The 24,268-nt window shown below is 70.8% G+C and carries 25 protein-coding genes and 2 tRNA genes; 13 read left to right on the forward strand and 14 right to left on the reverse strand.

Going from position 1 to position 24,268, the window contains the following annotated elements:
* Nucleotides 1-75 precede the first annotated feature (75 nt).
* Nucleotides 76-507: an SSI family serine proteinase inhibitor gene (locus ACFYP3_RS22325; RefSeq protein WP_388835199.1), complete on the reverse strand. Its 432-nt coding sequence runs from the start codon at nt 505-507 to the stop codon at nt 76-78.
* Between the two features lie 186 nt (nt 508-693).
* Between ACFYP3_RS22325 and ACFYP3_RS22330 the strand changes: the two genes are divergently transcribed.
* Both ACFYP3_RS22330 and ACFYP3_RS22335 read left to right on the forward strand, forming a co-directional pair.
* Nucleotides 694-784: transfer RNA gene (locus tag ACFYP3_RS22330), tRNA-Ser, on the forward strand.
* Between the two features lie 218 nt (nt 785-1,002).
* A tRNA-Arg gene (locus ACFYP3_RS22335) sits at nt 1,003-1,075 on the forward strand.
* Between the two features lie 80 nt (nt 1,076-1,155).
* Here ACFYP3_RS22335 and ACFYP3_RS22340 read toward each other — a convergent pair.
* The 12 genes from ACFYP3_RS22340 to ACFYP3_RS22395 all read right to left on the reverse strand — a co-directional run bounded on the left by ACFYP3_RS22340 (nt 1,156) and on the right by ACFYP3_RS22395 (nt 12,075).
* Nucleotides 1,156-2,439, reverse strand: a complete 1,284-nt coding sequence (locus tag ACFYP3_RS22340) for a tyrosine-type recombinase/integrase (RefSeq protein ID WP_388835202.1) — start codon at nt 2,437-2,439, stop codon at nt 1,156-1,158.
* On the reverse strand, nt 2,439-2,636 hold the full coding sequence (locus ACFYP3_RS22345; RefSeq protein ID WP_388835205.1) for a helix-turn-helix domain-containing protein: 198 nt from the start codon (nt 2,634-2,636) through the stop codon (nt 2,439-2,441). The genes ACFYP3_RS22340 and ACFYP3_RS22345 overlap by 1 nt, the downstream gene beginning before the upstream one ends.
* A gap of 230 nt (nt 2,637-2,866) precedes the next feature.
* Nucleotides 2,867-4,045 (reverse strand): DUF3631 domain-containing protein, encoded by a 1,179-nt coding sequence (locus tag ACFYP3_RS22350; protein ID WP_388835207.1) that lies wholly within the window; start codon nt 4,043-4,045, stop codon nt 2,867-2,869.
* 349 nt (nt 4,046-4,394) lie between these two features.
* Complete coding sequence (locus tag ACFYP3_RS22355) at nt 4,395-5,324, reverse strand: bifunctional DNA primase/polymerase (RefSeq protein ID WP_388835210.1); 930 nt, start codon at nt 5,322-5,324, stop codon at nt 4,395-4,397.
* Nucleotides 5,325-5,422: 98 nt separating this feature from the next.
* Nucleotides 5,423-5,575, reverse strand: coding sequence for a hypothetical protein (locus ACFYP3_RS22360; protein WP_388835213.1), 153 nt, complete (start codon nt 5,573-5,575; stop codon nt 5,423-5,425).
* Between the two features lie 14 nt (nt 5,576-5,589).
* A complete protein-coding gene (locus ACFYP3_RS22365) occupies nt 5,590-6,078 on the reverse strand; it encodes a hypothetical protein (RefSeq protein ID WP_388835216.1) in 489 nt (162 codons plus the stop codon).
* A 221-nt stretch (nt 6,079-6,299) separates the two neighbouring features.
* Nucleotides 6,300-8,387 (reverse strand): hypothetical protein, encoded by a 2,088-nt coding sequence (locus ACFYP3_RS22370; RefSeq protein ID WP_388835219.1) that lies wholly within the window; start codon nt 8,385-8,387, stop codon nt 6,300-6,302.
* A 1-nt stretch (nt 8,388) separates the two neighbouring features.
* Entirely contained in the window at nt 8,389-10,047 is a 1,659-nt protein-coding gene (locus ACFYP3_RS22375; protein WP_388835222.1) for a hypothetical protein, read from the reverse strand.
* Between the two features lie 78 nt (nt 10,048-10,125).
* Complete coding sequence (locus ACFYP3_RS22380; protein ID WP_388835225.1) at nt 10,126-10,464, reverse strand: RRQRL motif-containing zinc-binding protein; 339 nt, start codon at nt 10,462-10,464, stop codon at nt 10,126-10,128.
* A complete protein-coding gene (locus tag ACFYP3_RS22385; protein WP_388835228.1) occupies nt 10,461-11,462 on the reverse strand; it encodes a DUF2637 domain-containing protein in 1,002 nt (333 codons plus the stop codon). Before ACFYP3_RS22385 ends, ACFYP3_RS22380 begins: the two co-directional genes overlap by 4 nt.
* Nucleotides 11,459-11,800 carry a hypothetical protein gene (locus tag ACFYP3_RS22390; RefSeq protein ID WP_388835231.1) on the reverse strand — a complete coding sequence of 114 codons (342 nt, stop codon included), beginning with the start codon at nt 11,798-11,800 and terminating at the stop codon, nt 11,459-11,461. Before ACFYP3_RS22390 ends, ACFYP3_RS22385 begins: the two co-directional genes overlap by 4 nt.
* The gene (locus ACFYP3_RS22395) at nt 11,797-12,075 is read right to left on the reverse strand and encodes a DUF6284 family protein (RefSeq protein WP_388835234.1); all 279 of its coding nucleotides are present in this window, start codon (nt 12,073-12,075) and stop codon (nt 11,797-11,799) included. Before ACFYP3_RS22395 ends, ACFYP3_RS22390 begins: the two co-directional genes overlap by 4 nt.
* Before the next feature lie 483 nt (nt 12,076-12,558).
* On the opposite strand from ACFYP3_RS22395, the gene ACFYP3_RS22400 reads away from it, so the two are divergent.
* Together ACFYP3_RS22400 and ACFYP3_RS22405 are read left to right on the forward strand one after the other, a co-directional pair.
* On the forward strand, nt 12,559-13,332 hold the full coding sequence (locus ACFYP3_RS22400; protein WP_388835237.1) for a GntR family transcriptional regulator: 774 nt from the start codon (nt 12,559-12,561) through the stop codon (nt 13,330-13,332).
* Complete coding sequence (locus ACFYP3_RS22405) at nt 13,329-13,889, forward strand: GNAT family N-acetyltransferase (RefSeq protein ID WP_388835240.1); 561 nt, start codon at nt 13,329-13,331, stop codon at nt 13,887-13,889. The genes ACFYP3_RS22400 and ACFYP3_RS22405 overlap by 4 nt, the downstream gene beginning before the upstream one ends.
* A gap of 18 nt (nt 13,890-13,907) precedes the next feature.
* On the opposite strand, the gene ACFYP3_RS22410 is transcribed toward ACFYP3_RS22405, so the two are convergent.
* The gene (locus ACFYP3_RS22410) at nt 13,908-14,606 is read right to left on the reverse strand and encodes a hypothetical protein (RefSeq protein ID WP_388835242.1); all 699 of its coding nucleotides are present in this window, start codon (nt 14,604-14,606) and stop codon (nt 13,908-13,910) included.
* A 475-nt stretch (nt 14,607-15,081) separates the two neighbouring features.
* Between ACFYP3_RS22410 and ACFYP3_RS22415 the strand changes: the two genes are divergently transcribed.
* From ACFYP3_RS22415 to ACFYP3_RS22455, 9 genes are all read left to right on the forward strand, one after another.
* Nucleotides 15,082-15,447 carry a PH domain-containing protein gene (locus ACFYP3_RS22415; RefSeq protein ID WP_030839590.1) on the forward strand — a complete coding sequence of 122 codons (366 nt, stop codon included), beginning with the start codon at nt 15,082-15,084 and terminating at the stop codon, nt 15,445-15,447.
* A 153-nt stretch (nt 15,448-15,600) separates the two neighbouring features.
* Nucleotides 15,601-16,035, forward strand: a complete 435-nt coding sequence (locus tag ACFYP3_RS22420) for an Lrp/AsnC family transcriptional regulator (protein WP_388835245.1) — start codon at nt 15,601-15,603, stop codon at nt 16,033-16,035.
* Nucleotides 16,032-16,916: a DUF2797 domain-containing protein gene (locus tag ACFYP3_RS22425; RefSeq protein ID WP_388835248.1), complete on the forward strand. Its 885-nt coding sequence runs from the start codon at nt 16,032-16,034 to the stop codon at nt 16,914-16,916. The genes ACFYP3_RS22420 and ACFYP3_RS22425 overlap by 4 nt, the downstream gene beginning before the upstream one ends.
* 139 nt (nt 16,917-17,055) lie before the next feature.
* Nucleotides 17,056-17,394, forward strand: a complete 339-nt coding sequence (locus tag ACFYP3_RS22430; protein ID WP_388835251.1) for an antibiotic biosynthesis monooxygenase family protein — start codon at nt 17,056-17,058, stop codon at nt 17,392-17,394.
* Entirely contained in the window at nt 17,378-18,259 is an 882-nt protein-coding gene (locus ACFYP3_RS22435; RefSeq protein ID WP_388835254.1) for an amidohydrolase family protein, read from the forward strand. Before ACFYP3_RS22430 ends, ACFYP3_RS22435 begins: the two co-directional genes overlap by 17 nt.
* Before the next feature lie 107 nt (nt 18,260-18,366).
* Entirely contained in the window at nt 18,367-19,134 is a 768-nt protein-coding gene (locus tag ACFYP3_RS22440) for a response regulator transcription factor (RefSeq protein WP_388835257.1), read from the forward strand.
* Complete coding sequence (locus ACFYP3_RS22445) at nt 19,134-20,714, forward strand: sensor histidine kinase (RefSeq protein WP_388835260.1); 1,581 nt, start codon at nt 19,134-19,136, stop codon at nt 20,712-20,714. The genes ACFYP3_RS22440 and ACFYP3_RS22445 overlap by 1 nt, the downstream gene beginning before the upstream one ends.
* Nucleotides 20,715-20,739: 25 nt before the next feature.
* Nucleotides 20,740-22,008 carry a glycosyltransferase gene (locus tag ACFYP3_RS22450; RefSeq protein WP_388835262.1) on the forward strand — a complete coding sequence of 423 codons (1,269 nt, stop codon included), beginning with the start codon at nt 20,740-20,742 and terminating at the stop codon, nt 22,006-22,008.
* A complete protein-coding gene (locus tag ACFYP3_RS22455; RefSeq protein ID WP_388835265.1) occupies nt 22,005-24,212 on the forward strand; it encodes an ArnT family glycosyltransferase in 2,208 nt (735 codons plus the stop codon). Before ACFYP3_RS22450 ends, ACFYP3_RS22455 begins: the two co-directional genes overlap by 4 nt.
* Nucleotides 24,213-24,268: the final 56 nt, after the last annotated feature.

Below are 24,268 nucleotides of genomic sequence, written 5' to 3' on the forward strand. Positions count from 1 at the left end.
GAGTCTAAGGCCACAGCCCCGCGGCGGGGCGGCCGATGTACGGTGGATACCGCACATTCCGCGCATCCTCCCAGGTCAGGAACGCCCACTCGGAAGCAGAGGTTCCAACTCGTCCCAGCGGCTGATTTCGCATCCGTTCGTCCGCCGAAACGTGGCGTCCACCTTGCGGCCGTTCCAGGTTCCGGTGATGCGGGCGGTGGCGGGGCCGCCGTGCTGCATGGTGCAGAGCTGCCGCTGGGAGACCGGGGCGAAGGGGTCCTTCCCCTCCTTGGCGAGCTGGTCCAGCCGTGCGCAGGCGCCCGCGGCCTGGGGGTGGTCGCCGCCGACGGGGTCGCATTCGAGCCGGTACTCCCGGTCCAACTGACGGTTCCCGGTGTCGGCCATGGCGATGGTGAGGCGGTCGGGTGGCGCCAGCAGCCCGCTCAGGGGTTCGGGCAGCGGCGGGAGCGGCCCCGCGGCCGCGGCGGCCAGGGCGGAGGTGACGGCGAAGGCGGCGAGACGCAGCATGGGGCACTCCAGGTCGTCCGTACGTCGTACGCCTGACCAACGACGCGGGCCCGCCGACGTTGCGTGCTGCGGCTGCTTTAAGGCTTTGCCCTCCGCCCGTCCCTGCTAGTACCGTGGGAGCGGATTGGTGAGGGGCCCTGCGCCTGTGTCATCATCTGCACGCACCTTCGTACGCGGGGGTGTGCTGGAGGCGTCGCCTAGTCCGGTCTATGGCGCCGCACTGCTAATGCGGTTTGGGGCTTACCCCCCATCGAGGGTTCAAATCCCTCCGCCTCCGCACCTCATCGAAGCCCCGGTCCTGACGGACCGGGGCTTCGATGCGTTCCGGGGCAAACCGCTCCGCTCCGACCTCTGTGCGAACCCATCCGGACGATCTTCATCCGAGGTGTTTGTGCAGGTCAGCATGGGTGGAGCTAATGGATTTCGCGTCCCGGCGAGGTCCATGTATTGTTGTTCTCGCAAGGCCAACGGGGCGCAAAACCCCGAGAAGCCCAAGCACTCGTAGCTTAACGGATAGAGCATCTGACTACGGATCAGAAGGTTGCAGGTTCGAATCCTGCCGAGTGCACGCAGATCAAAGGCCCCCTGGAGATTCTCCAGGGGGCCTTTGACATCAGCGGGTGACATCAACGTGTGAAGCCGGACCGATCAGGCAGCCGGGGACTCTTCCCGGGCGTCACCCTCCTCCTCGCCGGATTCGTCAACGCCGAGTGCGTCGTCCATCCGGTCAGCGGCAGCCCGCAGTGTCGTCTGCATGACGTGTGCGTAGGTGTCCAGGGTCATGGTGATCGTGCTGTGCCCGAGTGTCTCCATGATCGTGCGAGCGTCCACGCCCTGTGCGAGCAGCAGTGAGGCGCAGGTGTGACGCAGGTCGTGCACACGGACCCGGCGGACCTTGGCGTTACCGCACAAGATCGTGAGCATTCGGTTCAGGCTGCGCGGATCGGTGGCGCGGCCTGTCGCCGTCGTGAAGATCAGACCGCTCGGCTGGTGGGCGAGCGGCTGCCACTTATCGCCGGCCACCTTCCGGGCCGTCTCCTGCTGCTCCTGGTGAGCGAGCAGCGCGTCCACGCACCGCTTGGGGAGCGACACGGTACGGATGGAGCGCGCCGTTTTCGGTGTCCCGAAGATCAGCTCTCGCCGGATTCGCTGGAGGTTGCGCCGGACCCTGAGCTGTCCGCCCACCAGGTCGACGTCCGACCAGGTGAGTCCCAGGACTTCTCCACGCCGCAGCCCGGTAGAGATCAGCAGGAGCCACAGCGCGTACAGGCGGTGAGGCCGGGCGGTCTTCAGGAGCATCCGCACCTCTGCCGCGTCCAGGGGGTGCACTTCGTCTCGCTTCACGGTGGGCGTCTCCACGATCCGGGCGACATTGCGCGCCACGAGTTCTTCACGGACTGCCTGCTGGAGCGCCGAGCGGAGCACGGCGTGCACGTACTGGACGGTTCGAGCCGACGGCCGGCGCGCGCAGCAGCGGCTGACCGCGCAGCAGGTTCGGTCCTCCTTGGCGCGAGCGGCATCGGCCCCGCGCATGCAGCAGAGACACCCGGCCTTGAAATCAGCGAGGAACTTGCGGACGTCGGTGGGCGACAGGCGGTTGAGCCGCTTCGTGCCGAGCGCGGGACGGATGTAGAGGCGGGACAGCCCCTCGTAGCTGCTGAGCGTTGCGGGCTTGAGCCGGTTGGGAGCGATGGCCGCGAGCCAGTACGTCAGGTACTCCCCGAAGGCCATCGACGACGTGGCGGCCGGGATGCCCTGGCGCGTCTTGTCTTGCAGCTCGATGAGTTTGTCGCTCACCTCCTCGCGGGTCTTGCCGTAGACGAACTTCCGGACCCGCGTGCCGTCCGGCCGGTAGACGTAGGCGGCCGCCTGGTAGCGGCCGTCCTTGCGCTTCGTGATGGTGCCTTCCCCGTTGGCGCGCCTCTTGGCCATCAGGCAGCCTCCTCAAGCTTGTTGTGGATGTAGGTCTGGAGCGAGACGAGAGGGATGCGCCGTGCGCGGCCCTCGGTGTAGCTGGGCAAGGCTCCGGAGCGCAGCAGGTCGTAGAGCTTGCTGCGGCTGAGCCGAAGGGCCTGCATGGCCTCGGGCACGGTGATGGCTTCATGGGTCGCGGGCAGCGTGAAGCTCAATGCGGGCTCCAGTGGTGTGAGGTGGGGGCGCACCCCCTCTGGCAGGTCCGCTACATCCGCTACGCCGCTACATCGCAGGTCAGCGGGCGTGCTGGTGTAGCGGAAGGGTGCGATGTAGCGGCTACATCCCGTTTCACGACGTCCTCGGGCGGGGCCGGAAAGGCGTGTCGGGCTGCTCTGGGAGAGCCCTGTGACAGTTGGGGGTGTAGCCGCTACATGTGGGGTTGCCGCTACGCGAGCACCGGCTGTGAGCTGGGCTGTAGCGGCGTAGCGGATGTAGCGCTGTTCTGCGGCGGCGGGCAGTAGCGGGTCCACGCGTCTTCGAGGTCCACGGCGTAGTAGCCCTTGAGGATGCCGCCGGCGGTGCGGATGTTGCGGGAGACGATCGGCTCGTCCGTGCCGGTCCGGTACTCCTTGAGCATCTTCGACAGGCGGCGGGAGTCGAGGGGCTTGCCGTCCATGTCGGCCCAGGGGGCGTCTTCGAGGGCGTTGAGCCTGTCGAGGACGGCGATGGTGGGCAGCTTGTCGAGCCCGATCAGGACGTGGTCGCGCAGGTCGGTGAGCAGCCGGATCCCGAGTGATGCCTTGTCGTTGGTCTGGGAGGACTTGATCAGTTCGACGCAGGCGGCGCGGGCCCGCTCGGGCCAGTTGCCTCCGGCCGCATCGGCGACGGCGAGGAGGGGTTCCCAGACGTCGGCGGGGCGGTCGGCAACGCCTTCGGGCATGGCGGGCCACGCGCCCTTGACCTGGTCGCGGACCTGGTCGGCCCAGGCGGCGAGGCGGTCGCGGATGGCGTTGCCCTGCGGTTCGTGGGTGCCGAGCCGGTAGGGCTCGACCTTTTCGTTGGGGGCGCGGCGCCGCATGCGGATGATGACGGAGCGGTCCAGGATCGTGTCGGGCAGGCCGCCGAGGCCGGCCATGGCCACGGCGCAGTAGGACGGGAAGCCCTGCACGGACTGGTTGGCGCCGTCGCCCACGCACCGGTACATCAGCCGCCCTCGCCGGTGTCCGGCGTTCAGGAAGCCTCGGAGCTGTTCGTTCTCTCCGGCCTTGGGGCCGAACACGGTGTCGATCTCGTCGTAGAGGATCGTGGGCCGTTCCCCCTCGACACCGGCCACGGACCGGAAGAGCGCGGAGGGCGAGGCGTCCACGGCGGCCATCTTGTTGGGCACGAGCGTCTCCATGATCTCCAGCGCCCGCGACTTTCCGGAGCCGGGTTCCGGGGAGAGGAACGCGATGCGGGGGGTGGAGTCGAACGCGTCGAGCAGGTGGGCGTGCGCGTCCCACAGCGCGACAGCGACGTAGGCCCCCTCGCGGGGGAAGATGTTGAACCGGCGGTGGAAGGCCTCCACCTCGTCCAGCAGCGCGGCCCCGTCGATGGATGCGGCCTGGGGCTTGTGGTCGCTCATCAGGCGGCCTTCCCTTCCTGGGATACGAGCAGCGGGCAGAGGGTCCGGTGCTGGACGTGGTCGTCGATCAGGGCAAGCGCCCGGATCTGTCCTGCGGCGAACAGATCCCGGCCGCACTGGCACCACGAGCGCACGGACGGGGTGACGCCACGTCCGGGGGCGACGATATGGAGCCAGGCGACGGGCCGGCGTCCGTCGTCACTGTGGGGGCTAGGGCGAACAGATGAAGGGACGCCTTCGGCGACGACCTTCGGCGCGCCACTGCCGTCGGGGGCGGAGGCTGGTTCGGCGGGGCTGGTGCCGGCAGGGGTGGGGGTGGGGCCTTCCAAGGGGGGATGGGGGTGGGTGGTCATGCCGTCTCCCGGGCGCGGACCGTGCGGGCGGAGCTGTCGAGGGCACTGCGGATCGTGGCGCGGCACTCGGCCACGGTGAGTCCGCGGTTTTCCCCCGCCGCTTGGAAGGCCTCCTCGACCTCCTCGCGGGGGAGGTCGCCCCACGCGACGAAGCGCCCCACCTTGAAGGCGCTGCGGTTAAGCGTGTTGTTCGCCTGCTTCGCGGGCGCCCGGCGGACCATGTCGCATTCGGCGTCCAGCGCCGCGCGGGCCGCGGTGCCAGTGCGGACCGCTCCCGGCATCCGGATGCAGAGCGGGCGCGGCGCCGGGGGCTGAAGGAGGGTCAGGACCCAGGCGGGGAGTTCGGCCGGCGGGGAGTCGTCGGTGATCTCGTAGGTACCGGCCGCTGTGGTGCTGCCGGGGGCGACGACGTATCCGCCGTGGGCGCGGGTGTCGATGAGCGGGGCCAGTTTGCCCGCCGTGTTCCCGAGGCGGACGCCGTCGGGGGCGGTGAAGTACAGGTGGATCCCGCCGGAGGGAGTCCGGACGGTGAGGGTGGTCGGGACGGGCTGCCCGGCGCGCTCGGAGAGCGCCAACAGGTTGTCCGCGCCGCCAGGCGCGTCCTGACTGCTGTTCGCCTTGGGCATGTCGAGGTCGACCACGATCAGCCCGGCGGGGCCGGTGGCCAGGCCGATGTTGTACGGCTTGTGGCTCCAGCAGCGGACGATGGCGGTCTGGTCGGTGGTGGCGCGCTGCTCCCACTTCACGTGCCCGCCCGCGCATACGCCGGTTTCGGGGCAGCTCGCCTGGCGGTGCAGGGCGGGGGTCTTCGTCCCGGGGCGGAGCGGGAAGAGCGGCCAGCCTCGGCCGGCAATGGCTAGGGCGGCGTCCAGGAGTAACGGCCGCTGGCCGTTGTGGTCTCGCCGAATGTCGGTGAGTTGGGTCATGCTGGTGACCTCCACAGGTCTTTTGATGGGTTGTGGATGAGGGCGGCCCCGCTTCATTGGCGTGAGAGGGGGCCGCCTTCGTTGTGTCCGGGGCGGGGCTACTGGCCGGCGGTGGTGTCGGCCATGTCGTCGAGTTGCAAGAGGAGCTGGCCGAGCTGTCGGCGGGTGATGTTCCGTCGATACGGCTCGTCGAGGTCGTCCCAGTCGAGTTCGACGGCGACCAGCTCGGAGGCGTAGTCGTCCTCGGGCATGCGGTGCTCCTTGGTCAGCGGTTGTTGAGGGTGCCGGTGGCGCGGCCGAACATGCCGGTGGCGGTGATGTTCTGGGTGACGTGCTGCACCGGCGCCTTGTCCCGCCCGCCCATTCCGCGTCCGGTGCGGAGGAGGAGGGGCGCGAGGGTGCCGGCGGCAATGAGGGCGATAGCGGCCCAGAGGGCTTCGGTCATGGCGATCAGTCCCGGGGCGGCGTAGGAGATCCCGAACCCGGCCGCTGCGATCCCACCGCCGACGGTCGGGGCGAGCAGGGCGGTGGTCTTGGCCCACGCCGGGATCGGCTGCACGGCCGGGGCGGGCGTGAGGGGCTGGGGGTGGGTGTAGGCGAGGGTCCGGTAGCCGTTCGGCAGGGTCACCATCTCGACCCCGGGCGGGAGTTCGGCGGACAGCATCACCGGCTGCTGTACGGCCGTCGGGTAGTAGATCGGGTCGCCGTAGCGGGCGGGCTCGGTGGGGCTCGCGGTCGTGTGCTCATAGGGCATTGCAGGCTCCTGGACGCGGTGCGGGCGGCCCCTTTGGTGGTGGGGCCGCCCGCGTGGGTGGTCGCTCTGCGTGGTCTCCAGTGGGTGGCTACTGGGTAGTGGGTAGTGGGGTCCCCAGTAGAAAGGCCTGTTTGAGGCCGGTGGGGGCGCTAGTGGGGTGTTCTAGTGGGTAGTGGGGTGTGCCCCACTACCCACTACCCAGTAGCTTTCTGTGATCGTGTTCAGGCGTGGTCGGGGTGGACGTAGACGGAGTGCGGTCCGTTGTCTCGGTAGACGAGCTCGCCGCGCTCGGCGGCGGCGCGCAGGGCGGCGCGGACGGTCTTGCGGTCCTTGCCGACGAGGTCTGCAACGGCGGCCGGCTTCATGCCGTCGGCCCCTGCGGCGTAGATCGCGGTGATCGCGTCCGCGAGCCATCCCGGTCCGGTCTCCCGCGCGCTGTCCTCGCGGTGGGCGGACAGGTTCAGTCCCGGCCGCGGCTGTTCCGTCGGCTCGGTCGGTTCGGGTGCGGTGGCGAACTGGGCATCGATCTCCCGTCGGAACTGCTCGGCGAGCGCGTCCTCATCCACGGCAGCCGGTGCCGTCGGGGTGGTGCGGTGGGCGGAGAGGTTCAGTCCCCCGCCCGCCGGTGCGGTCCCGCCCGGGGCCGGGGTGGTCTTGTCGGGGTGGGTGTGCTGGTGTTCGGTGATCCAGGCGGTGCGGTTGGTGTCCCAGCGGCGGGCGTAGTCAGGGCCGGCAGCCTGGGCGGAGACGGCGTCGAGGTAGGGGTGCCGGTCCGAGGTCGCGTGGACGATGTCGCGGATCTGGTTGGGCAGGATCCGCCACGTCCCGAACAGGGCAGCCGGGGATTCGGGCGTGCCCATGAACCCGGTGCCCTTGTGGGGGGCCTGTTCGATCCGCAGCCCGGTCCCGCCGGGGAACAGCTTGGCCAGGTCCATGCCCTCCGTTGCACCGCCGGTGAGGGCGACGCGGGTCTTGGCCTCGCGGCGGATCATCATGTCCCCGAGCACCGCCCCGGTGGCGCCGAGGGCGGTCAGGACGGTCCGGATCCCCATTGCGCGGAGCATCCGGATCACTTCCATGATCTTCCTGGCGAGCTTGCGGGTCTCCGGGTCCCGGCTGATCAGGACCTCCGCGCCCTCGTCGATCAGGAGCATGATCTGCGGGATCTCGTGGCTGATCGGCAGAAGGTCGGTGTTCGCCTTGGCCATGAGGTCCTGGTAGGCCCGCTTGCGGTAGTTGCCGACCCGCAGGGCCGCGTCCAGCATCAGGTGGGCTTCCTCGTGGCTGGCGGCGAGCCAGTCGATCCCCGGCCTCACCGCCTTCTCGTTGCCGTCGGTCGGTTCCATCGCGGGGCGGATCCACGGCAGGCCGGCGGATCCGGCGTTGAGGTCGATGACCCAGGTCAGGATGTCCTCGGCGCGGGCGAACCCGGCCAGGATCACGTGGACCATGTTCGTCTTGCCCGATCCCGTCGGCCCGATTACGAGTGCGCACTGCTCGCGCAGGTAGGCGCAGATCTCTTCGGCGTTGGTGCGGTAGCCCCACGGGATCCCTGTGTGGATCGACAGGGCGCTGTACTCGGAGGGGTAGGGGACTTCGGCGGCCAGCACGTTGACCGTGGTCACGTCGATCAGCACGCGGCCTTGGTCGATGCCCGGGGAGGCGGCGGCGGTGCAGCCGTGCGGCAGCCGGGCATCCGCCGAGAGGCGGGCGTTCTCGCGGGCGATGCGGTCGTAGGTGGTTCCTCCCGGCGGGAGTTCGGCGTCGATGGTGAACCCGGTGTTCGTGGGCCACATCTCCACCGCGACCACCCGCAGCGTGATTCCGCAGACCCGCTGGACCCGGTCCACCCACTCCGCGGCGATCGCCCGCCGCCCGGCGGACAGTTCCCGGGCGACCTGCCGCTCTGCGGCGGCAATGGCCTCCAGCTCACGGGCCTCCTCGTACAGCCCGACGGAGCGAGCGGCGGCGCCCATGCCGACGCCGATCACGGCGAGGGAGCCCAGCGCACTCCAGGTGAGGGGGTTGGTGGCCAGCGCCCAGGTGGTCCAGCCGGAGCCGAGGAGCCACGACGCGGCGCGGGCGCCGATGGTGCGTGCGGCGAGCTTCTGGCGTAGGCCGGTGGCGGTGTGCCCGATCGCGCCGGCGACGCCGACCGCGAGGGCCCAGGTGGGCGGCATGTGGGCGAGGGTGCCGACGGTGGCGACCGCGTAGGCGCCGGTGGTGGCGGACAGGGCGCCGGTGATGGGGCCGTGTCCGGCGGCCCAGTCCAGGGCCAGGCCTTCGTGCTTGATGGTGGATGCGCTCATCTCAGACGTTCCAGCCCTTCTCGGCGTCGGGACCGTTGCGGGGGTCCTCGTGGCGGGCGATGTCCTGCTCGTGGGCCTGCCGGAACGCGGGCCCCAGGTCTTCGGCGACGGCCGTGGCGCTGTTGAGGGCGCCGTAGATGTCGGAGAAGCCGTCCGCGATGGACTTCTCCAGCGGGAACTCCGAGTCGGAGCGCTCCGCGAGGATCTGCATGATGTTCGCGATCGAGGCGAGGGCCTCGGGCAGGCCTTCGACCATGGCGAGGATCTCCATGGCGCTCTCGGGCTCGTAGGACTGGGCGGCCTGCTCCATCTCGGCGGCCAGCTCCTCGAACCGGAACCCGGAAACGTTGCTCACGGCTACTCCTTGACGGGTGGGAGGTGCGGGAACGTGCGTGGTGGGACGGGCGGCCCGGTCCCCGATCGTGTCGCTGTCGGTGTCCTGGTCGCGTTCGGCGTCCGCCTGTTCTATGGCGGCCCGCTCGTCGTCTTCGAGCTGGTTGTGGATGTCTGTGTCCCGGTCCTCACGCTCGGCGCGGGCTCGCCCGAGGAGGAACCGGTAGAGGCGCCGGCCGGGGTTCTGGAGCCAGGCCCAGCCGAGCTTGCGCCCGAGCCGGGTGGTGACCATCCCGAGCGCGCCCAGCAGTCCGCCGAGGACGGCGGCGACCGCGCGGCGGGCCTGGAATCGTGCGGCGGAGCGGCGCAGGGACTTCCTCGCGGCCTTCTGGGCGGGGGCTTTGAGCTGCGCGGTCCGCTTGCGGTGCGCGGCCCCCCGAGCTCCCTGCCGGCCTGCGGCTACCGTTCGGCCGGCGCTGCGGTCCCGGGCCTTGCGCCCGGCGGCGACGGCCCTATCCCGGACCGCGGCCGCCTTGCCCATCGTCCTGGCCAGCGTGCGGGCCGCCGGGCCGCGGGCCTTCCCGCCTCGGGTGTCGCCACCCGCGCCGCTGGCGGTGCGGTGCTTGGGTGGGGCGGAGTTGCGGGTGGCGGCCTTGGCGGCCCGCCGGGTGTCGGCGACCTGCCGGCGGGCCTGCACCGCAGCCGTACGGGCCGCGGCCCGCGTTGGCGTCTGGGCCTTGGCCTGCTGACGCAGCGCCTGCACCTGCCCCGCCCGCCCACCGGCCAGACCGCCCGCGGCGTGCGCCGCGCGCTGCCGGGCCGACGGCTTGCCGTCTTTCCCAGCCGAGCCGGATCGGCGTCCTCCAGGACCCCCGGCCGTGTGGTACCGGGCGTGCCCACCGGACGCCTTGCGGGATCCGGCCCCGCCCCGGCCGACCGAGCGGGATCCGCTCTGCGGCTGGGACGGGACACGACCCACGAGACCACGCCCCCCGATCCCGCTCGTATCGCGGCCGGCGGCCGGGGCGGACTTGCCGTTCGGGGCCTTCTTCTTCGCTTTGATGGTGCGTTGGCGAGCGGCGGCGACGCCGAGGACGGCGGCCCCGGTCATCGCCACGACCGCGGCGACGGGCCCACCGGCCAGGGCGGCCGTGGCCAGCAGGCCGGCGGCGGTGTTCGTGCCGGACAGGGAGAGCGGCACCACGGGGAAGCCCCCCGCGGTGTGCTCCACCTGCTTCGCCTCCGCCGTTGTACCGGCGTCGGGCGCGGCAAGGGTGGGGGTGGGTTCTTGGGGCGGAGCCTGCGGTTCGGTGACGGTGTCGGTCATGCTGAACGTGCTCCTTCAGGGGAGAAGAGGGCCCGGCCGGCGCTGTAGGAGGCATGCGGCCGGGCCCTTGCGGACGTTTCAGGCGACGCGCTGTTCATCGGGGTGTGCACACGGGACGCACATGCCGAGCGAGGACGGGATCACGTACCCGGCGTCCATGTGGCAGGCCGGGCACCGGCGGCGGGCAGCATTCGCCTTGGCGAGTGCGGCGGCCCGCTTGGGCGTCATCGGCCGGACCGGCTTCGCCAGGTCGACCAGGTAGAGGTAGGCGACGAGCGGTCCGCGCCGGCGGCGGGGGCGCTCCAGCTGTGCGACGACGTCCTGACCACCAGGGCGGAGTCCGACCGCGCGGAGTTGGCGGCGGGTGGCAAGCCCGTCAGGGGCCAGCCGCCACCGGTAGACGGGGAGGGTGCTCATCGGCCGAGGGCCGGAGCGTTGGCGGTGGTGGCGTCGCGGTATTCCTGGTAGCGGGCGGAGGCCCAGCCGACGGACCAGCCCGACAGCTCGGCCGCGACCCTCACCGGCACCCCGGCCGCGAACGCGGCGGCCACGATGGCGCGGGCCCGCTCCTCCGGCAGCTTCTCCGGCGGAGGGCCGGCGGCCAGGAGGGCGGCGCGTTCACGCTCCATCCGCTCCTGTTCACGGACCCCTTCACGGCGTTCACGCTCGGCCTGCTCCTGGGCCTTCAACTCGCGCTGCTGCACTGCCTGGCGCTCAAGGCGTTCACGCTCGGCCTGCTGTTGTTCGCGCTCGCGTTCACGGCGTTCACGGGCTTCGCGCTCAGCAGCTGCGGCAGCCTCGGCGCGCTCTCGCTCCTCGCGGCGAATGCGGTCCTGCCTGTCGGCTTCCTCGCGGATCAGCCGGGCCTCGTGTTCACGCTGTTCATGGGCCAAAGCCGCCTCATGCTCATGGCGTTCACGCACCCGCTGCTGCCGAGCCTCCTCCCGAGCCTCGGCCGCCTCCTCCCGCGCCCGCCGCTCTGCGCGGTCGCGCTCTTCGAGCCCGCGCACGGCGGCGGTGATGGCCCGCCGGTAGGCGAGTCCGGCTTCAGCGGTGACGATCAGGAGGAGCGGTGCGACGGAGTGGATCGCGACCCCGACCAGGTCCCCAGCCAGCGCGGACGCGCCGATGTTCAGGGCCAGGGTCATGGCGCCCGTCATCCACCGCAGCGCCACCGGCCACGGCCCGCCGTGCCCGCCGAGACGGGCCAGGACGGAGTCGAGGCGGACCACGATGACGACCGCCGCGTCCACGACGAGGGGCAGGATCGGGGCCGTCCACCGCCATGCCTCCGGCGTGTGGTCGGCCATGAGCGGGGTGACGGTGAGGACGGAGTAGAGCATGGCCCCACCGACGATCAGCCACGTTCCGACCGACAGGGCCCGCTCGGATGAACGGATCTGAACATCCTTCACGGCGTGACCTCCGCCCATGAACGCTCCCCGTCGGACACCGGGATCCTGGCGTAGCCGATCAGCCGCACGCGCCCGCCGGAGTAGCTGGTCTCGGCCTTCAGCACGCGAGTGCGACCACCGCCCTGAACACCGTGAGAGACGTTCCGGGAGGGAATCCTCAGCGCCTCGCACCACGTCTCGAACCCGTCGAGGTCGTCGTGGAACGACAGCTCCAGAAGGTTCGGGTAGACCGTGGACACCGACACGCACGGCGCCGGCAGGTGCCGGAATTCGTCGGCGAAGATGCGCAGCGCCATCAATGGCGAGCCCAGGGCAGAGAGGGGGATCGGAGTGGTCATGCGGCACCGCCCGGCACGCTCGTGGTGGCCGCGGCGGCGGCCTGGTTCAGCAGTACCCGGCGGATGGCCAGCTTCTTGCGGCGGGCCCGGCGGATCCGCCGCTCGTCCAGCTCGGACGGCGTCCGGTCCAGAACCGCGATCTCCGCGTCGAGCAGGTCGACGTCCGCCAGGATCAGCGGCATCTCCCACTCGATCGCGTCCAGCTCCGCAGCCGACGGCTCCAAACCGTCCGACCACGGGGTAACAACGTCGTGAAGTGCAGCGATGGACTTCATGGGTCTTGCTCCTTCTGAGGAGGAACGGGACTCAGCAGCCCCCGGCGTTCCAGCGCCGGAGGCTGCCCGTCGATTGAGGAGACCTCTCGAATTGCACGAGCGGCCACGGCTCCCTGGCATCCGGGGATGCCAGGGACCGTGGGTACTGGTGCTCCCCGCGGCCAACCCTGGCCGCGGGGGTGTTCGTTCACTCGGACCCATCGACCACCCGTGAACAGGTGGCTGGGTCGGCACTCTTTTCAGTTCTCAAACAGCGATCGCTCCCAGCCCGTCGGCGAGCGACGAAGTCGCCTTCCCGGTACTTCCGGCTGGTGCAGCCACACGAGAACAGCGCACTTCAGGGCACACTTGCCCCTGCTGCACTGCTTGCTCAACTTGTTGGTACAAGCTGATGCAGTGATGTTGCACCCACGGACAGTGAGTCGTCAAGGGATTGGGGCCCACATGTACCAACAAGTTGAGCGAGTGCGTCATGATGGGCAGATGAACAAGCAGCCGAAGTACCGGCAGGTTGCCGACGCGCTCCGTCGGGAGATCGACAACGGCATCTACCCGCCGGGATCTCGTTTGCCGTCTGAGAGTGAACTCTCAGCCCGCTTTGACGCGTCACGGAACACCGTGCGGTCGGGGCTGAACCAGCTGGTCAGCGAAGGGTTGATCTCGTCCAGCCAAGGTCTTGGGTACGAGGTTCGCAAGCACGAGGTGTTCAAGTTGAACGCGTCGCGCTTCGAGAATCTGACCTTCGAGCAGAACGGCGACGCCTACAACACGGACGTCACCAACGCCGGACGCCGACCGAGCCAGACGTTCCGGGTGGAGATGACGCCAGCCACTCAGTACGTCGCCGAGCGACTGACCGTGGATGCCAGCTCGACGACGGTTCTCCGCTTCTGCCATCGGTTCGTGGATGACGTGCCGTGGTCGACGCAGGCGACGTACTACCCGGATTGGCTCGCAAAGGAGGCGCCGCGGCTCGCCGAGCCGGGCGATATCGCAGAGGGTACGACGCGCTATCTCGCTGCTGCCGGCATCGAGCAGATCGGGTACTTCGACGAGATCGCCACCCGGATGCCGACGCCCGATGAGGCCCGGCTCCTGGACATGGGAGCCGGCATTCCCGTGCTGCTCTGGACCCGCACGGGCTACTCGGACGAGCGACCCATTCGGTGCACGATCACTACCTTCCGGGGTGACCTCAACCGGATGAACTATGAGATCGGTGACCTGTCCGCCCGGCCCGGGAGCGAGCCGAAGTGATCATCGAAAGCGCGACGGCCGCAGACGTGGCCAAGCTCCTGGCCTTTCGCGAGGAGGCAGCAGCCTGGCTGAGCGAGCTTGGCTCCGATCAGTGGCGCCGCCCGTACCCGGCGGACCGGCTCATGGCCACGATCGAGGCCGGGAGGGTCTTCATGGTTCGCGACGGAGGTGTCACCGCCGCGACGATCACCCTGACGCCTGATGTCGAGGAGGGGTTGTGGTCACGCGAGGAGCTGGCCGAGCCGTCAATGTTCGTGAACAAATTGACGGTTGCTAGGAGCCACGCGGGCTGCGACCTCGGTGGACGGCTGCTCGATTGGGCGGGCGCCCGTGCCCATCGCGCGGGTGCAATTTGGCTTCGCCTAGACGCCTGGACGACGAATCCTCGACTCCAGGACTACTACCTTCGACATGGCTTCACGCACGTTCGCACGGTCACTGAAGGTGGAGCAGTAAATGGCGGCCCCCGGGTCTCCGGATGGCTAGCTCAGCGCCCCGCAGGACCGGCGGGACAGCTCGATCTTGAGGACATCACTATGCCGCCGACAGCAATTTGATTGCGACCGGATCGGCCGCTAGGGCAATTGCTTGATCGAAGGCAGTTCTTCCAAGTCGAGAAACGTGCAATGGAAGTACGGTTTTTCCTCGTATCCCATGGCGATGTAGACAGTTTGCACGGTTTTCCAGTTATTTCCGAACGCGTCACGGTAGTTGATCTCGACGTGGCCGTCGGCGGACTTCAGTTGGGCCTCAGTGTCCATGTAGGCGAAGGCTGGGATCTGGGGGATGTGAGCTGAACTGCCTGGTGGCAGGTTCGAAGGTACGGCCGGCAGCGTGTTGGTCGCCGTGTGGTACCTGGGCTCCTCTCCCTTGCGTGCGTCGATTGCGAAGCTTTCAGATTTAAGGTGTACAGTTCGGGCAACCCAGGTAATTCGAATGTCGAATGCCGTGCCTTGGCCGTGATTGATGAGGCTACCCACGCTCACCGGGAAGTTTGCTTCGATTAGGCGATTAACCAAAGCGTCCCCTGGGGTAGCGGCGAATACTTCCTTTACTGATTCTGGCGAAAAGCATCCGATTCTGTGATTGAATTCGCTTCGGTTTACGTCGATTCGATATCCGCCGCGCTCGAATGCGAGGACCGGAAGTACGCGAATCAATCGGTCCGCGCGAACTTCTTTCCGCGTCTTGACAGACACGTAAAGGGCTGCGCCGACGCCGGCAAGACTTCCAACCGAAGTGATGACTGGAGCAACTTCGGTGATCCAGGACATGGCCCCCCCTGATCCGCTGGTGACCGTCAGGATGCCAGCGCCGGATCTCGTTTGTGATGCCTTCGCAGCGGTTGGCGGCAAGCAGTAGCACCACGCGGGGTGACATCAGTAGCTGACATCAACGTCGGCGCACGCCGGCGGACACCCAGGGATGTCACGTATCGCGCAGACGTGGTGTCACGTCACGTGTTGCTAGGCCCGAACGGGACCTAGTTGGGGGTGCACCCGCCTACGGATCAGAAGGTTGCAGGTTCGAATCCTGCCGAGTGCACAGCAAGACGAAGGCCCCCGGGAGAAATCCCGGGGGCCTTCGTCGTATGTCCTGTGCATGTCCTGTCGGGGTGTCTCCTCCTTGATGGGGAGGGGGTCCCCCGGAGGTATTCAGGGGTGGGATGGCTCTGGCGGGGGACGCCGACCACCCGTCGGCCTCGGTACGGTTTTCGAAGATCGTCCGAAGCTGAAAACGGGGGCACTCATGGGACTGTTCGGGAATGCGCACACCGTCGACCCCGTGTCGGCGCAGCGGGACTACGCGCGACTGCTGGGGCAGGGGGAGCAGGTGCACGCCGCCTTCCTGTTGATCCGGGATACGATCCTGTTCACCGACAGGCGGCTGGTGCTCGTCGACAAGCAGGGGCTCACGGGGAAGAAGGTGGAGTACCACTCCGTCCCCTACCGGAGCATCACCCACTTCTCCGTGGAGACCGCCGGCCACTTCGATCTCGACGCCGAGCTCAAGATCTGGATATCCGGGAGCTCGACGCCGATCGAGAAGACCTTCACCAAGGGTGTCGACATCTATGAGGTGCAGGCGATCCTGACGCAGTTCGTCGCTCGGTAGCGGGAGGCGGCGGGAGCTGGAGGGCCCGGGGGAGGCCGGTCACCGACATCACCAGGGAGTGAGGCTTTACCGAATTCTGTTCGGTCTGAGGGCGCGATTGCAGGATCAGGTACCGTCTCCGCAAGGGTCGACAGGCCCAAGAGGGGAAGATGCGTGGACGACATCGACCGTGCGCTCGTCCTGCGCCTCCAACAGGACGCCGGCCAGTCGTACGCCGCTCTCGGCACGGCCGTCGGCCTCTCGGCGGGGGCCACCCACGAGCGCGTACGCAAACTGCGGGAGCGCGGGGTGATCCGGCGGACCACCATCGACGTCGACCCGGCGGCCGTCGGCAGTGGGGTCCTCGCCTACGTGATGGTCGACTCCAACGCCTGGATGGGCGAGTCCGGCGCCGACTTCGCCGCGATCCCCGAGATCCAGGAGGCGCACGTCATCGCGGGCAGTTCCTCCGTGCTGGTCAAGGTGCGCACGGCCTCGACCGAGCAGCTGCAGGACGTCCTGCGCCGCCTCTACGCCATCGAGGGAGTCAGCGGCACGCACGCCACGGTCGTGCTGAACACCTTCTTCGAACGGCCGCTCCCGCTGTGACGTGGTGGTGCACCGGGGTCCGGTGGAAGGACGGCCGACCGGCCATCGGGTGGTACGGCGAGGGGCGTGGCGAGCGGACGAGCGTGCCGGTGTACGGGCAGCGGCTGGCCTTCGCGGCGAGCGGGGAGCGGCACTGTCTCGGTGTGCGGCGGGCCGGGAGGCGGACGCCCTGTCCGACTGCGGCCCTCGTGCCCGGCCGTGCGGGGAACGCGCAGTGCCCCGAATGCGCCCGCCTCGACAGGTCGTTCTCCGTGGCGGCCGACACCAACGCCGCCGATCCGCGCACCTACCGGGTCTACCTGGCCTGGTTCGGGCCCGGCTTGGTCAAGGTCGGGATCACCGCCGAGGAGCGCGGCTCCGCCCGGCTGCTGGAGCAGGGCGCGGTGGCGTGGGCCTGGCTGGGCCGGGGACCTTTGATGGCGACCCGGCGCACCGAGGAGCTGCTGCGGGCGGCCCTCGGGGTGCCGGACCGGATCGCGTACGCCCGCAAGCGCGCCGTACGGGCCCGGCTGCCGCACGGGCCGGACCGGGCCCGGGAGGTGGCCGAACTGCACGCGCGGGCGGCGGCGCTGCCCGGATGGCCGGAGTCACTGGAGCGGGTGGGGTGCGAAGTCGTCGACCACGCGGGGGCGTTCGGGCTGGACGGGTTGCCGGCGCCCGCGCGGGTGCTCACCGAGATGGTTCCCGGCGGGGCCGTCGTGGGGCGGCTGGTGGGCGCGGCCGGTCCCGATCTGCACCTCGAGGACGGGCTCGTCGTGGACACCCGGCTGTTGGCCGGCTGGGAGCTCACCGCGCCGGGGGACGGGGCGGTGACATCGGTCCCGGTGACGGAGATCGCGTCGGCCGCCGGGCCGCCCGCCGAGCAGGGCGGGCTGTTCTGAGGCCTCCCGCCGGCCCGGGTTCGCCCCCCGGTCAGCCCCCGGTCAGGGGCGGGCGGCCAAGGTCAAAACTTGGATCCCGTTGGCCTCCGGGAGCCGTTTGCGGTGGACACGCCAGGAGGGTCCACGGAGGGTGGAGGGCATGAGCATTCAGCCGGTACCGGCCTTCGAACCGCCTTACGTCATGGCCGTTTTCAGCAATGTCCGCACGGACGACGCCAGCGGATATCCCGAGACGCTCGCCCGGATGGAGGAGATGGTCGCGACCAATCCCGGATACCTCGGGTACGAGTCCGCCCGCACCCCCGGCGGTCTCGGTATCACCGTGGCCTACTTCCGGGACCACGCGTCCCTCACCGCGTGGCGGGAGGACGTGGAGCACCGGGCGGCCATCAAGCAGGGCCGCGCCGACTGGTACGAGAGCTACACCCTGCACGTCGCGACGGTCGAGCGGAGCCACGGCTTTGTCCGCAACGGCTGAGGCGGTCCGCGCCTTTCGGGAGCGCCTCGGGCTGCCCGGACTGGTCGACGTCCACACGCACTTCATGCCCGAGCGGGTCCTGGACAAGGTCTGGCAGTACTTCGACGCGGTCGGCCCGCTGACCGGCGTGGAATGGCCCATCACCTACCGGCACGAGGAAGAGCAGCGGGTCGCGCTGCTGCGGGAGTTCGGGGTCCGGGCCTTCACGGCCATGCTCTACCCGCACAAGCCGGAGATGGCCGCCTGGCTCAACGCCTGGTCCGCCGGTTTCGCCGCCCGCACCCCCGACTGCCTGCACACCGCGACCTTCTTCCCGGAGGAGGGCGTCGCGGCGTACGTCCGCCAGGCCGTCGACTCAGGGGCCCGGATCTTCAAGGCACACCTCCAGGTCGGCGGCTACGACCCCAACGACGACCGGCTGGATCCGGTGTGGGGTCTGCTCGCCGAGGCCGGCATCCCGATCGTGATCCACTGCGGCTCGGGTCCCGTGCCGGGCAAGTACACCGGACCCGAGCCGGTCGGCCGGCTGCTGGCCCGCCACCCACGGCTGCCGCTGGTCATCGCCCACATGGGGATGCCCGAGTACGCCGACTTCCTCGACCTCGCCGACAGGTACCCGGAGGTGCGCCTGGACACCACGATGGCCTTCACCGACTTCTCGGAGCGGATCAGCGCCTTCCCGCCCGGCGACCTGGGCCGGCTCGTCGATCTCGGCGACCGGATCCTGCTCGGCACCGACTTCCCGAACATCCCCTACCCCTACGAGCACCAGCTCGTGGCCCTCGAACGGCTCGGCCTCGGTGACGACTGGCTCCGGGCGGTCTGCCACGACAACGGCGTTCGGCTCTTCCGACTGGACGGCTGAGGGCTGAGGGCCCGTTCCGCGGTGGCGGCCCGGCCCTCTTCCGTTTCTCAGGAAATTCACAGGCAGGGACAAGATCGCTCTCAGAGGTCCCGGCCAGCGTGGTCGGTATGACTGCGACGACCACCTCCCACGCGTCCACGTCCACCAGCAACCCCACGGCCCTCGTGCGGCCCGACGGCGGACCCTGCCGGGTGCTCGTCGTCGACGACGAGGCCTCGCTCTCCGAGCTGCTGTCCATGGCCCTGCGGTACGAGGGCTGCGAGGTCCGCAGCGCCGGCGACGGTGCCGGTGCGGTCCGGGCGGCGCGGGAGTTCCGGCCCGACGTGGTGGTCCTCGACATCATGCTCCCCGACATGGACGGTCTCGCCGTGCTCGGGCGGCTGCGCCGGGAGATCCCCCAGGTCCCCGTGCTGTTCCTGACCGCCCGCGACTCCGTGGAGGACCGGATCGCCGGCCTCACGGCGGGCGGCGACGACTACGTCACCAAGCCCTTCAGCCTGGAGGAGGTCGTGGCCCGGCTGCGCGGCCTGGTCCGGCGCTCGGGCGCGGCGCAGGCCGCACGCGGCGGCTCGGTGCTGGCCGTCGGCGACCTGCGGCTCGACGAGGACAGCCACGAGGTGGTGCGGGGCGGCCGGGAGATCCACCTGACCGCCACCGAGTTCGAGCTGCTGCGCTACCTGATGCGCAACCCGCGTCGGGTGCTGAGCAAGGCGCAGATCCTGGACCGGGTGTGGTCGTACGACTTCGGCGGCCAGGCCAATGTGGTCGAGCTCTACATCTCCTACCTGCGCCGGAAGCTGGAGAGCGGTCCCGGCCTGGCTCCGATGATCCACACCCGGCGCGGCGCCGGATACCTGATCAAGCCGGCCGAGTAGTGGGCTTCCGCCTCGGCCGCCCTTCCCGCAGGCCGCGGCGACCGCGTCTCCGCCGGCCCTGGTCGCTGCGGACCCGGCTCGTCGTCTCGGCCGTGGCGCTGATCGCCGTGGTGGGGGCGGCCATCGGGACCGTCACCACCCTCGCCCTGCGCTCGTACCTGGTCAACGAGCTCGACGACCAGCTGAAAACCTCCGTCAGGTTGGCCGCCCGGGGGCCCATCGGGAAGCCGTCCTGGCAGAGCAGCGTCGGCTTCGTCACGGCCCCCGGCAGCCCGCTGAACGCCACCGGGGTACGTCTGGACCCCGACGGCAGCGTGCTCGGGACCGCCCGCAACGTCCGTGTCGAGGGCGTGCCCGACGAGGTGCCCGTCCTGACCGAGGCCCAGAGCAAGGTGCTCGCCGCGACCGCCCGGAAGGCCGCGCAGGGCGGTCAGGGCGCGCGGGCCGGGACCGGGCCCGTGGACGCCGACCTCCCGGGCCTGGGTTCCTACCGGGTGCTGGCCGCGCCCGACGGGAGCCTCGCCCTCGCCTTTCCGTTGCGCGAGGTCGACTCCATCGTGGGCACCCTGGTCGGGGTGGAGGTCTGCGTCACCCTGGCCGGGCTGATCGCGGCCTCCCTCGCCGGGCAGGCCCTGGTCGGGGTCGCACTGCGCCCGCTGCGCCGGGTGGCCGCCACCGCCACCCGGGTCTCCGAACTTCCCCTGCACAAGGGCGAACCCGCCCTCCACGAGCGGGTGCCCGACGCGGAGGCCGACCCCCGCACCGAGGTGGGCCAGGTCGGCGCAGCCATCAACCGGATGCTCGGCCACGTCTCCTCCGCCCTCACGGCCCGCCAGCAGAGCGAGATGCGGGTCCGGCAGTTCGTCGCGGACGCCAGCCACGAGCTGCGCACCCCGCTCGCCTCCATCCGCGGCTACGCCGAACTGACCCGTCGGGGATGTGAGGAGCCCGGCCCCGACACCCGGCACGCCCTCGGCCGGATCGAGTCGGAAGCCACCCGGATGACCGGCCTCGTCGAGGACCTGCTGCTGCTGGCCCGGCTCGACGCGGGCCGTCCGCTCTCCGCCGCCGACGCCGAAACCGATCTGGCCCCGCTCGTCGTCGACGCCCTCAGCGACGCCCGGGCCGCCGGCCCCGGGCACCACTGGCGCCTGAACCTGCCCGAGGAGCCCGCGCCGGTACGGGCCGACCCGGCCCGGATCCAGCAGGTCCTCGTGAACCTCCTCGCCAACGCCCGCACGCACACCCCGCCCGGCACCACCGTCACCGCCGACGTTTCACGTGAAACATCGGCCGTCCGGCTGCGCGTCGAGGACGACGGGCCCGGTATTCCACCGGAGCTGCTCCCCCACGTCTTCGAGCGCTTCGCCCGCGGTGACGCCTCCCGCTCCCGCACGGCCGGCTCCACCGGTCTCGGGCTCGCCATCGTCCAGGCCGTGGTCGCGGCGCACGGCGGGCGGGTCGGCGTACAGAGCGAGCCCGGGCGGACCCGGTTCGAGGTCGTGCTGCCGCTCGCCCGGCCCGCCGCCACGGCGGAGCCGGACTCACAGACGGGGCACAGGCTCACCACACAGCGGTGACAGGCCGCTCCACGAGGGTCGGAGCATGCCAACCGACACCTCTCCCGGGGCCCTTCCGGCACGAACGCCCCTCGCGCCCGTGCCGGGGGAGCCCGTCCTCGACGTGGTGATCCCGGTCTTCAACGAGGAGAAGGACCTCGGCCCGTGCGTACGCCGGCTGCACGAGCACCTCACCAGGACCTTCCCCTACCCCTTCCGGATCACGGTCGCCGACAACGCGAGCACCGACCGCACCCCCGAGGTCGCGGCCGGGCTCGCCGCCGCACTGGACGGCGTACGCAGCACCCGGCTGGAGGAGAAGGGCCGGGGCAGGGCGCTGCGCACCGTGTGGTCCGACTCCGAAGCGCCCGTCCTCGCCTATATGGACGTGGACCTCTCCACCGACCTGAACGCCCTGCTGCCGCTGGTCGCACCGCTGATCTCCGGTCACTCCGACCTGGCCATCGGCACCCGGCTCGCCCGGTCCTCACGGGTGGTGCGGGGAGCCAAGCGGGAGTTCGTCTCCCGGGCCTACAACCTCCTGCTGCGGTCCTCGCTCGCCGCCCGGTTCAGCGATGCCCAGTGCGGGTTCAAGGCCATCCGGCGCGAGGTCGCCGAGCGGCTGCTGCCCCTGGTGGAGGACACGGGCTGGTTCTTCGACACCGAACTGCTCGTGCTCGCGGAGCGGGCCGGGCTGCGAATCCACGAGGTGCCCGTGGACTGGGTCGACGACCCCGACTCCACCGTCCACATCGTCAGGACCGCCACCGAGGACCTGAAGGGGGTCTGGCGCGTGGGCCGCGCGCTGGCCGTCGGAGCGCTCCCGCTCGACCGGCTCGCCCGCCCCTTCGGCGACGATCCGCGCGACCGCACCGCACTGCCCGGGGTGGACGGCGGACTGGCCCGTCAGCTCCTCGGCTTCTGCGCCGTCGGAGCCCTGTCCACCCTGCTCTACCTGTTGCTCTACTCCGCCTTCCGCGGCGGGACCGGCCCGCAGACGGCCAACGGCGCCGCCCTGCTGCTCTCCGCCGTCGCCAACACCGCGGCCAATCGCCGGCTCACCTTCGGTGTCCGAGGCCGGGACCGGGCGGTGCGTCACCAGGCCCAGGGTCTGGTGGTGTTCGGCATCGGGCTGGCCCTGACGAGCGGTTCCCTCGCGGCGCTCGGAGCGGCCACCGCCGATCCCGCGCACGGCACCGAACTGGCCGTCCTGATCACCGCCAACCTCGCCGCCACCGTGCTGCGGTTCCTGCTCTTCCGCGCCTGGGTCTTCCCCGACCGGCGCGACACTCCTGCGAAGGACGACATTCGATGACGACCGCAGCCACTCCGCTCTTCCCGGTCCCCGAGACCCGGGCCCGTACCGGTCGGCGCGCCGTCGAACGGCCCCGCTGGGAACGGCCCGCCCTCGCCGGACTGCTGATCGCCACCGCCGCCCTGCTGCTGTGGGACCTGGGCTCCTCCGGTTACGCCAACTCCTTCTACTCCGCCGCCGCGCAGGCGGGCAGCGAGAGCTGGAAGGCCTTCTTCTTCGGCTCCTCCGACGCCGGGAACTCCATCACCGTCGACAAGCCCCCGGCGGCGCTGTGGCCGATGATGCTGTCGGTCCGGCTGTTCGGGCTCGGCTCCTGGCAGATCCTCGTCCCGCAGGCCCTGATGGGCGTCGGCACGACGGCCGTGCTGTACGCCGCCGTATGCCGGCAGTTCGGGCCCGGTGCGGCGCTGCTGAGCGGGGCGGCCTTCGCGCTCACGCCCGTCGCCGCGCTGATGTTCCGCTTCAACAATCCCGACGCGCTGCTGACGCTGCTGCTGACCGTCACCGTGTACTGCGTGCTGCGGGCCCTCGACGGGGCCCGCACCCGGTGGTTGGTCTGGGCCGGTGTCGCCGTCGGCTTCGCCTTCCTCACCAAGACCCTGCAGGCCTTCGTCATCCTGCCGCCGCTCGCTCTGCTGTACGCGGTGTGCGCGCCGACCCGGCTGCGCAGGCGCCTGGGCCAGCTGCTGCTGGCCGGGCTCGCGATGGTGGCGGCCGGCGGCTGGTGGGTGGCGATCGTGGAGCTGTGGCCCGCGTCCTCCCGCCCGTACATCGGCGGTTCGCAGAACAACTCCTTCCTGGAACTGACCCTGGGCTACAACGGCCTGGGCCGGATCAACGGCAACGAGACCGGCAGCGTCGGCGGCGGCTCCCGGACCGGCGGGGCCGCAGCCTACGGCCTGCCCGAGGGCGCCATGGGCGGCCCGGGCGGCAGGGCCGGGGGAGGCGGCTGGGGGGAGACCGGCATCGACCGGCTGTTCGCGGGCAACATCGGCGGGCAGATCTCCTGGCTGCTCCCCGCAGCCCTGGTGCTGCTGGTGGCCGGGCTGGTGGTGACCTGGCGGGCCCGCCGGGCCACCGACTCGCTGGACGGCATGGCCCGGGCGGCCTTCCTGGCCTGGGGCGGCTCGCTGCTGATCACCGCGATCGTCTTCAGTTACATGCAGGGCATCTTCCACGAGTACTACACCGTGGCCCTGGCGCCGTTCGTGGCCGCTCTGATCGGCATGGGCGTCGCCGTCCTGTGGGAGGAGCGGGGCAGCGCGGCCGCGGCGATCACCCTCTCCGGGACGCTGGCCCTCACGGCCGTCTGGTCGTACGTCCTGCTGGGCCGCGCCACCGGCTATCTGCCGTGGCTGCGCTGGGCGGTGCTGGTGGGCGGGCTGCTCGCCGCGGCCGCCCTGCCGTTCGCCGCGCGGGCGGGCCGCCGGATGCTGCCGGCCGTGGCCGCGCTGGGAGTGGCGGCGGCCCTGGCCGGGCCGCTGGCGTACTGCCTGACCACGGTGAACACCGGCCACACCGGTTCCATCGTGACCGCCGGCCCGGCGGTGGCCGGCGGCCGGGGCGGGCCCGGCGGGATGATGGGCGGCTTCAGGGGCATCCCCGGCGGGCTGCCGCAGGGCGGGCCGGGCAGCCAGGGCGGTCAGCCGGGTGCCGGGCAGCCGGGTGCCGCGCTGCCGGGCGGCGGCCTGCCGGGCGGCGGTCCGTCGCAGGGCGGTACGGCCCCGGGTCCGGGCACCGCGGGCGCACGCGACGGCGGCCGTGGCGGCGCGCGCACGGGCGGCGGCCCGGGCGGCGCGGGCGGTCTGCTGAACGGGGCGCGGGTCGGCGCCGAGGCGAAGGCGGCCCTCACCACCGACGCCGACGAGTACACGTGGGCGGCGGCCACCATCGGCTCGCAGAACGCGGCCGGTTACCAGCTGGCCTCGGGCGCGCCCGTCATGGCGCTCGGGGGGTTCAACGGCAGCGACCCCTCGCCGACCCTGGAGCAGTTCAAGGCGTACGTGCGGGCAGGGAAGATCCACTGGTTCATCGGCCAGGGCGGCACCACCGGCGGACCGGGCACCGGTGAGGGCGGCGCGCGGATGGGCGGCGGCCCCGGCGGCGGCACCAGCAGCGAGATCGAGAACTGGGTCACGGCGGGCTTCAAGAAGTCCACGGTCGGCGGGGCCACGTTCTACGACCTCACCGCCCCGACGTCCTGATCCGGTCGGATCCGGTCCGATCGGGTCTCATCCGGCCCGATCCTGGGGACACCCCC

Source organism: Streptomyces sp. NPDC005533 (genome assembly GCF_042871845.1).
Lineage (GTDB): Bacteria > Actinomycetota > Actinomycetes > Streptomycetales > Streptomycetaceae > Streptomyces.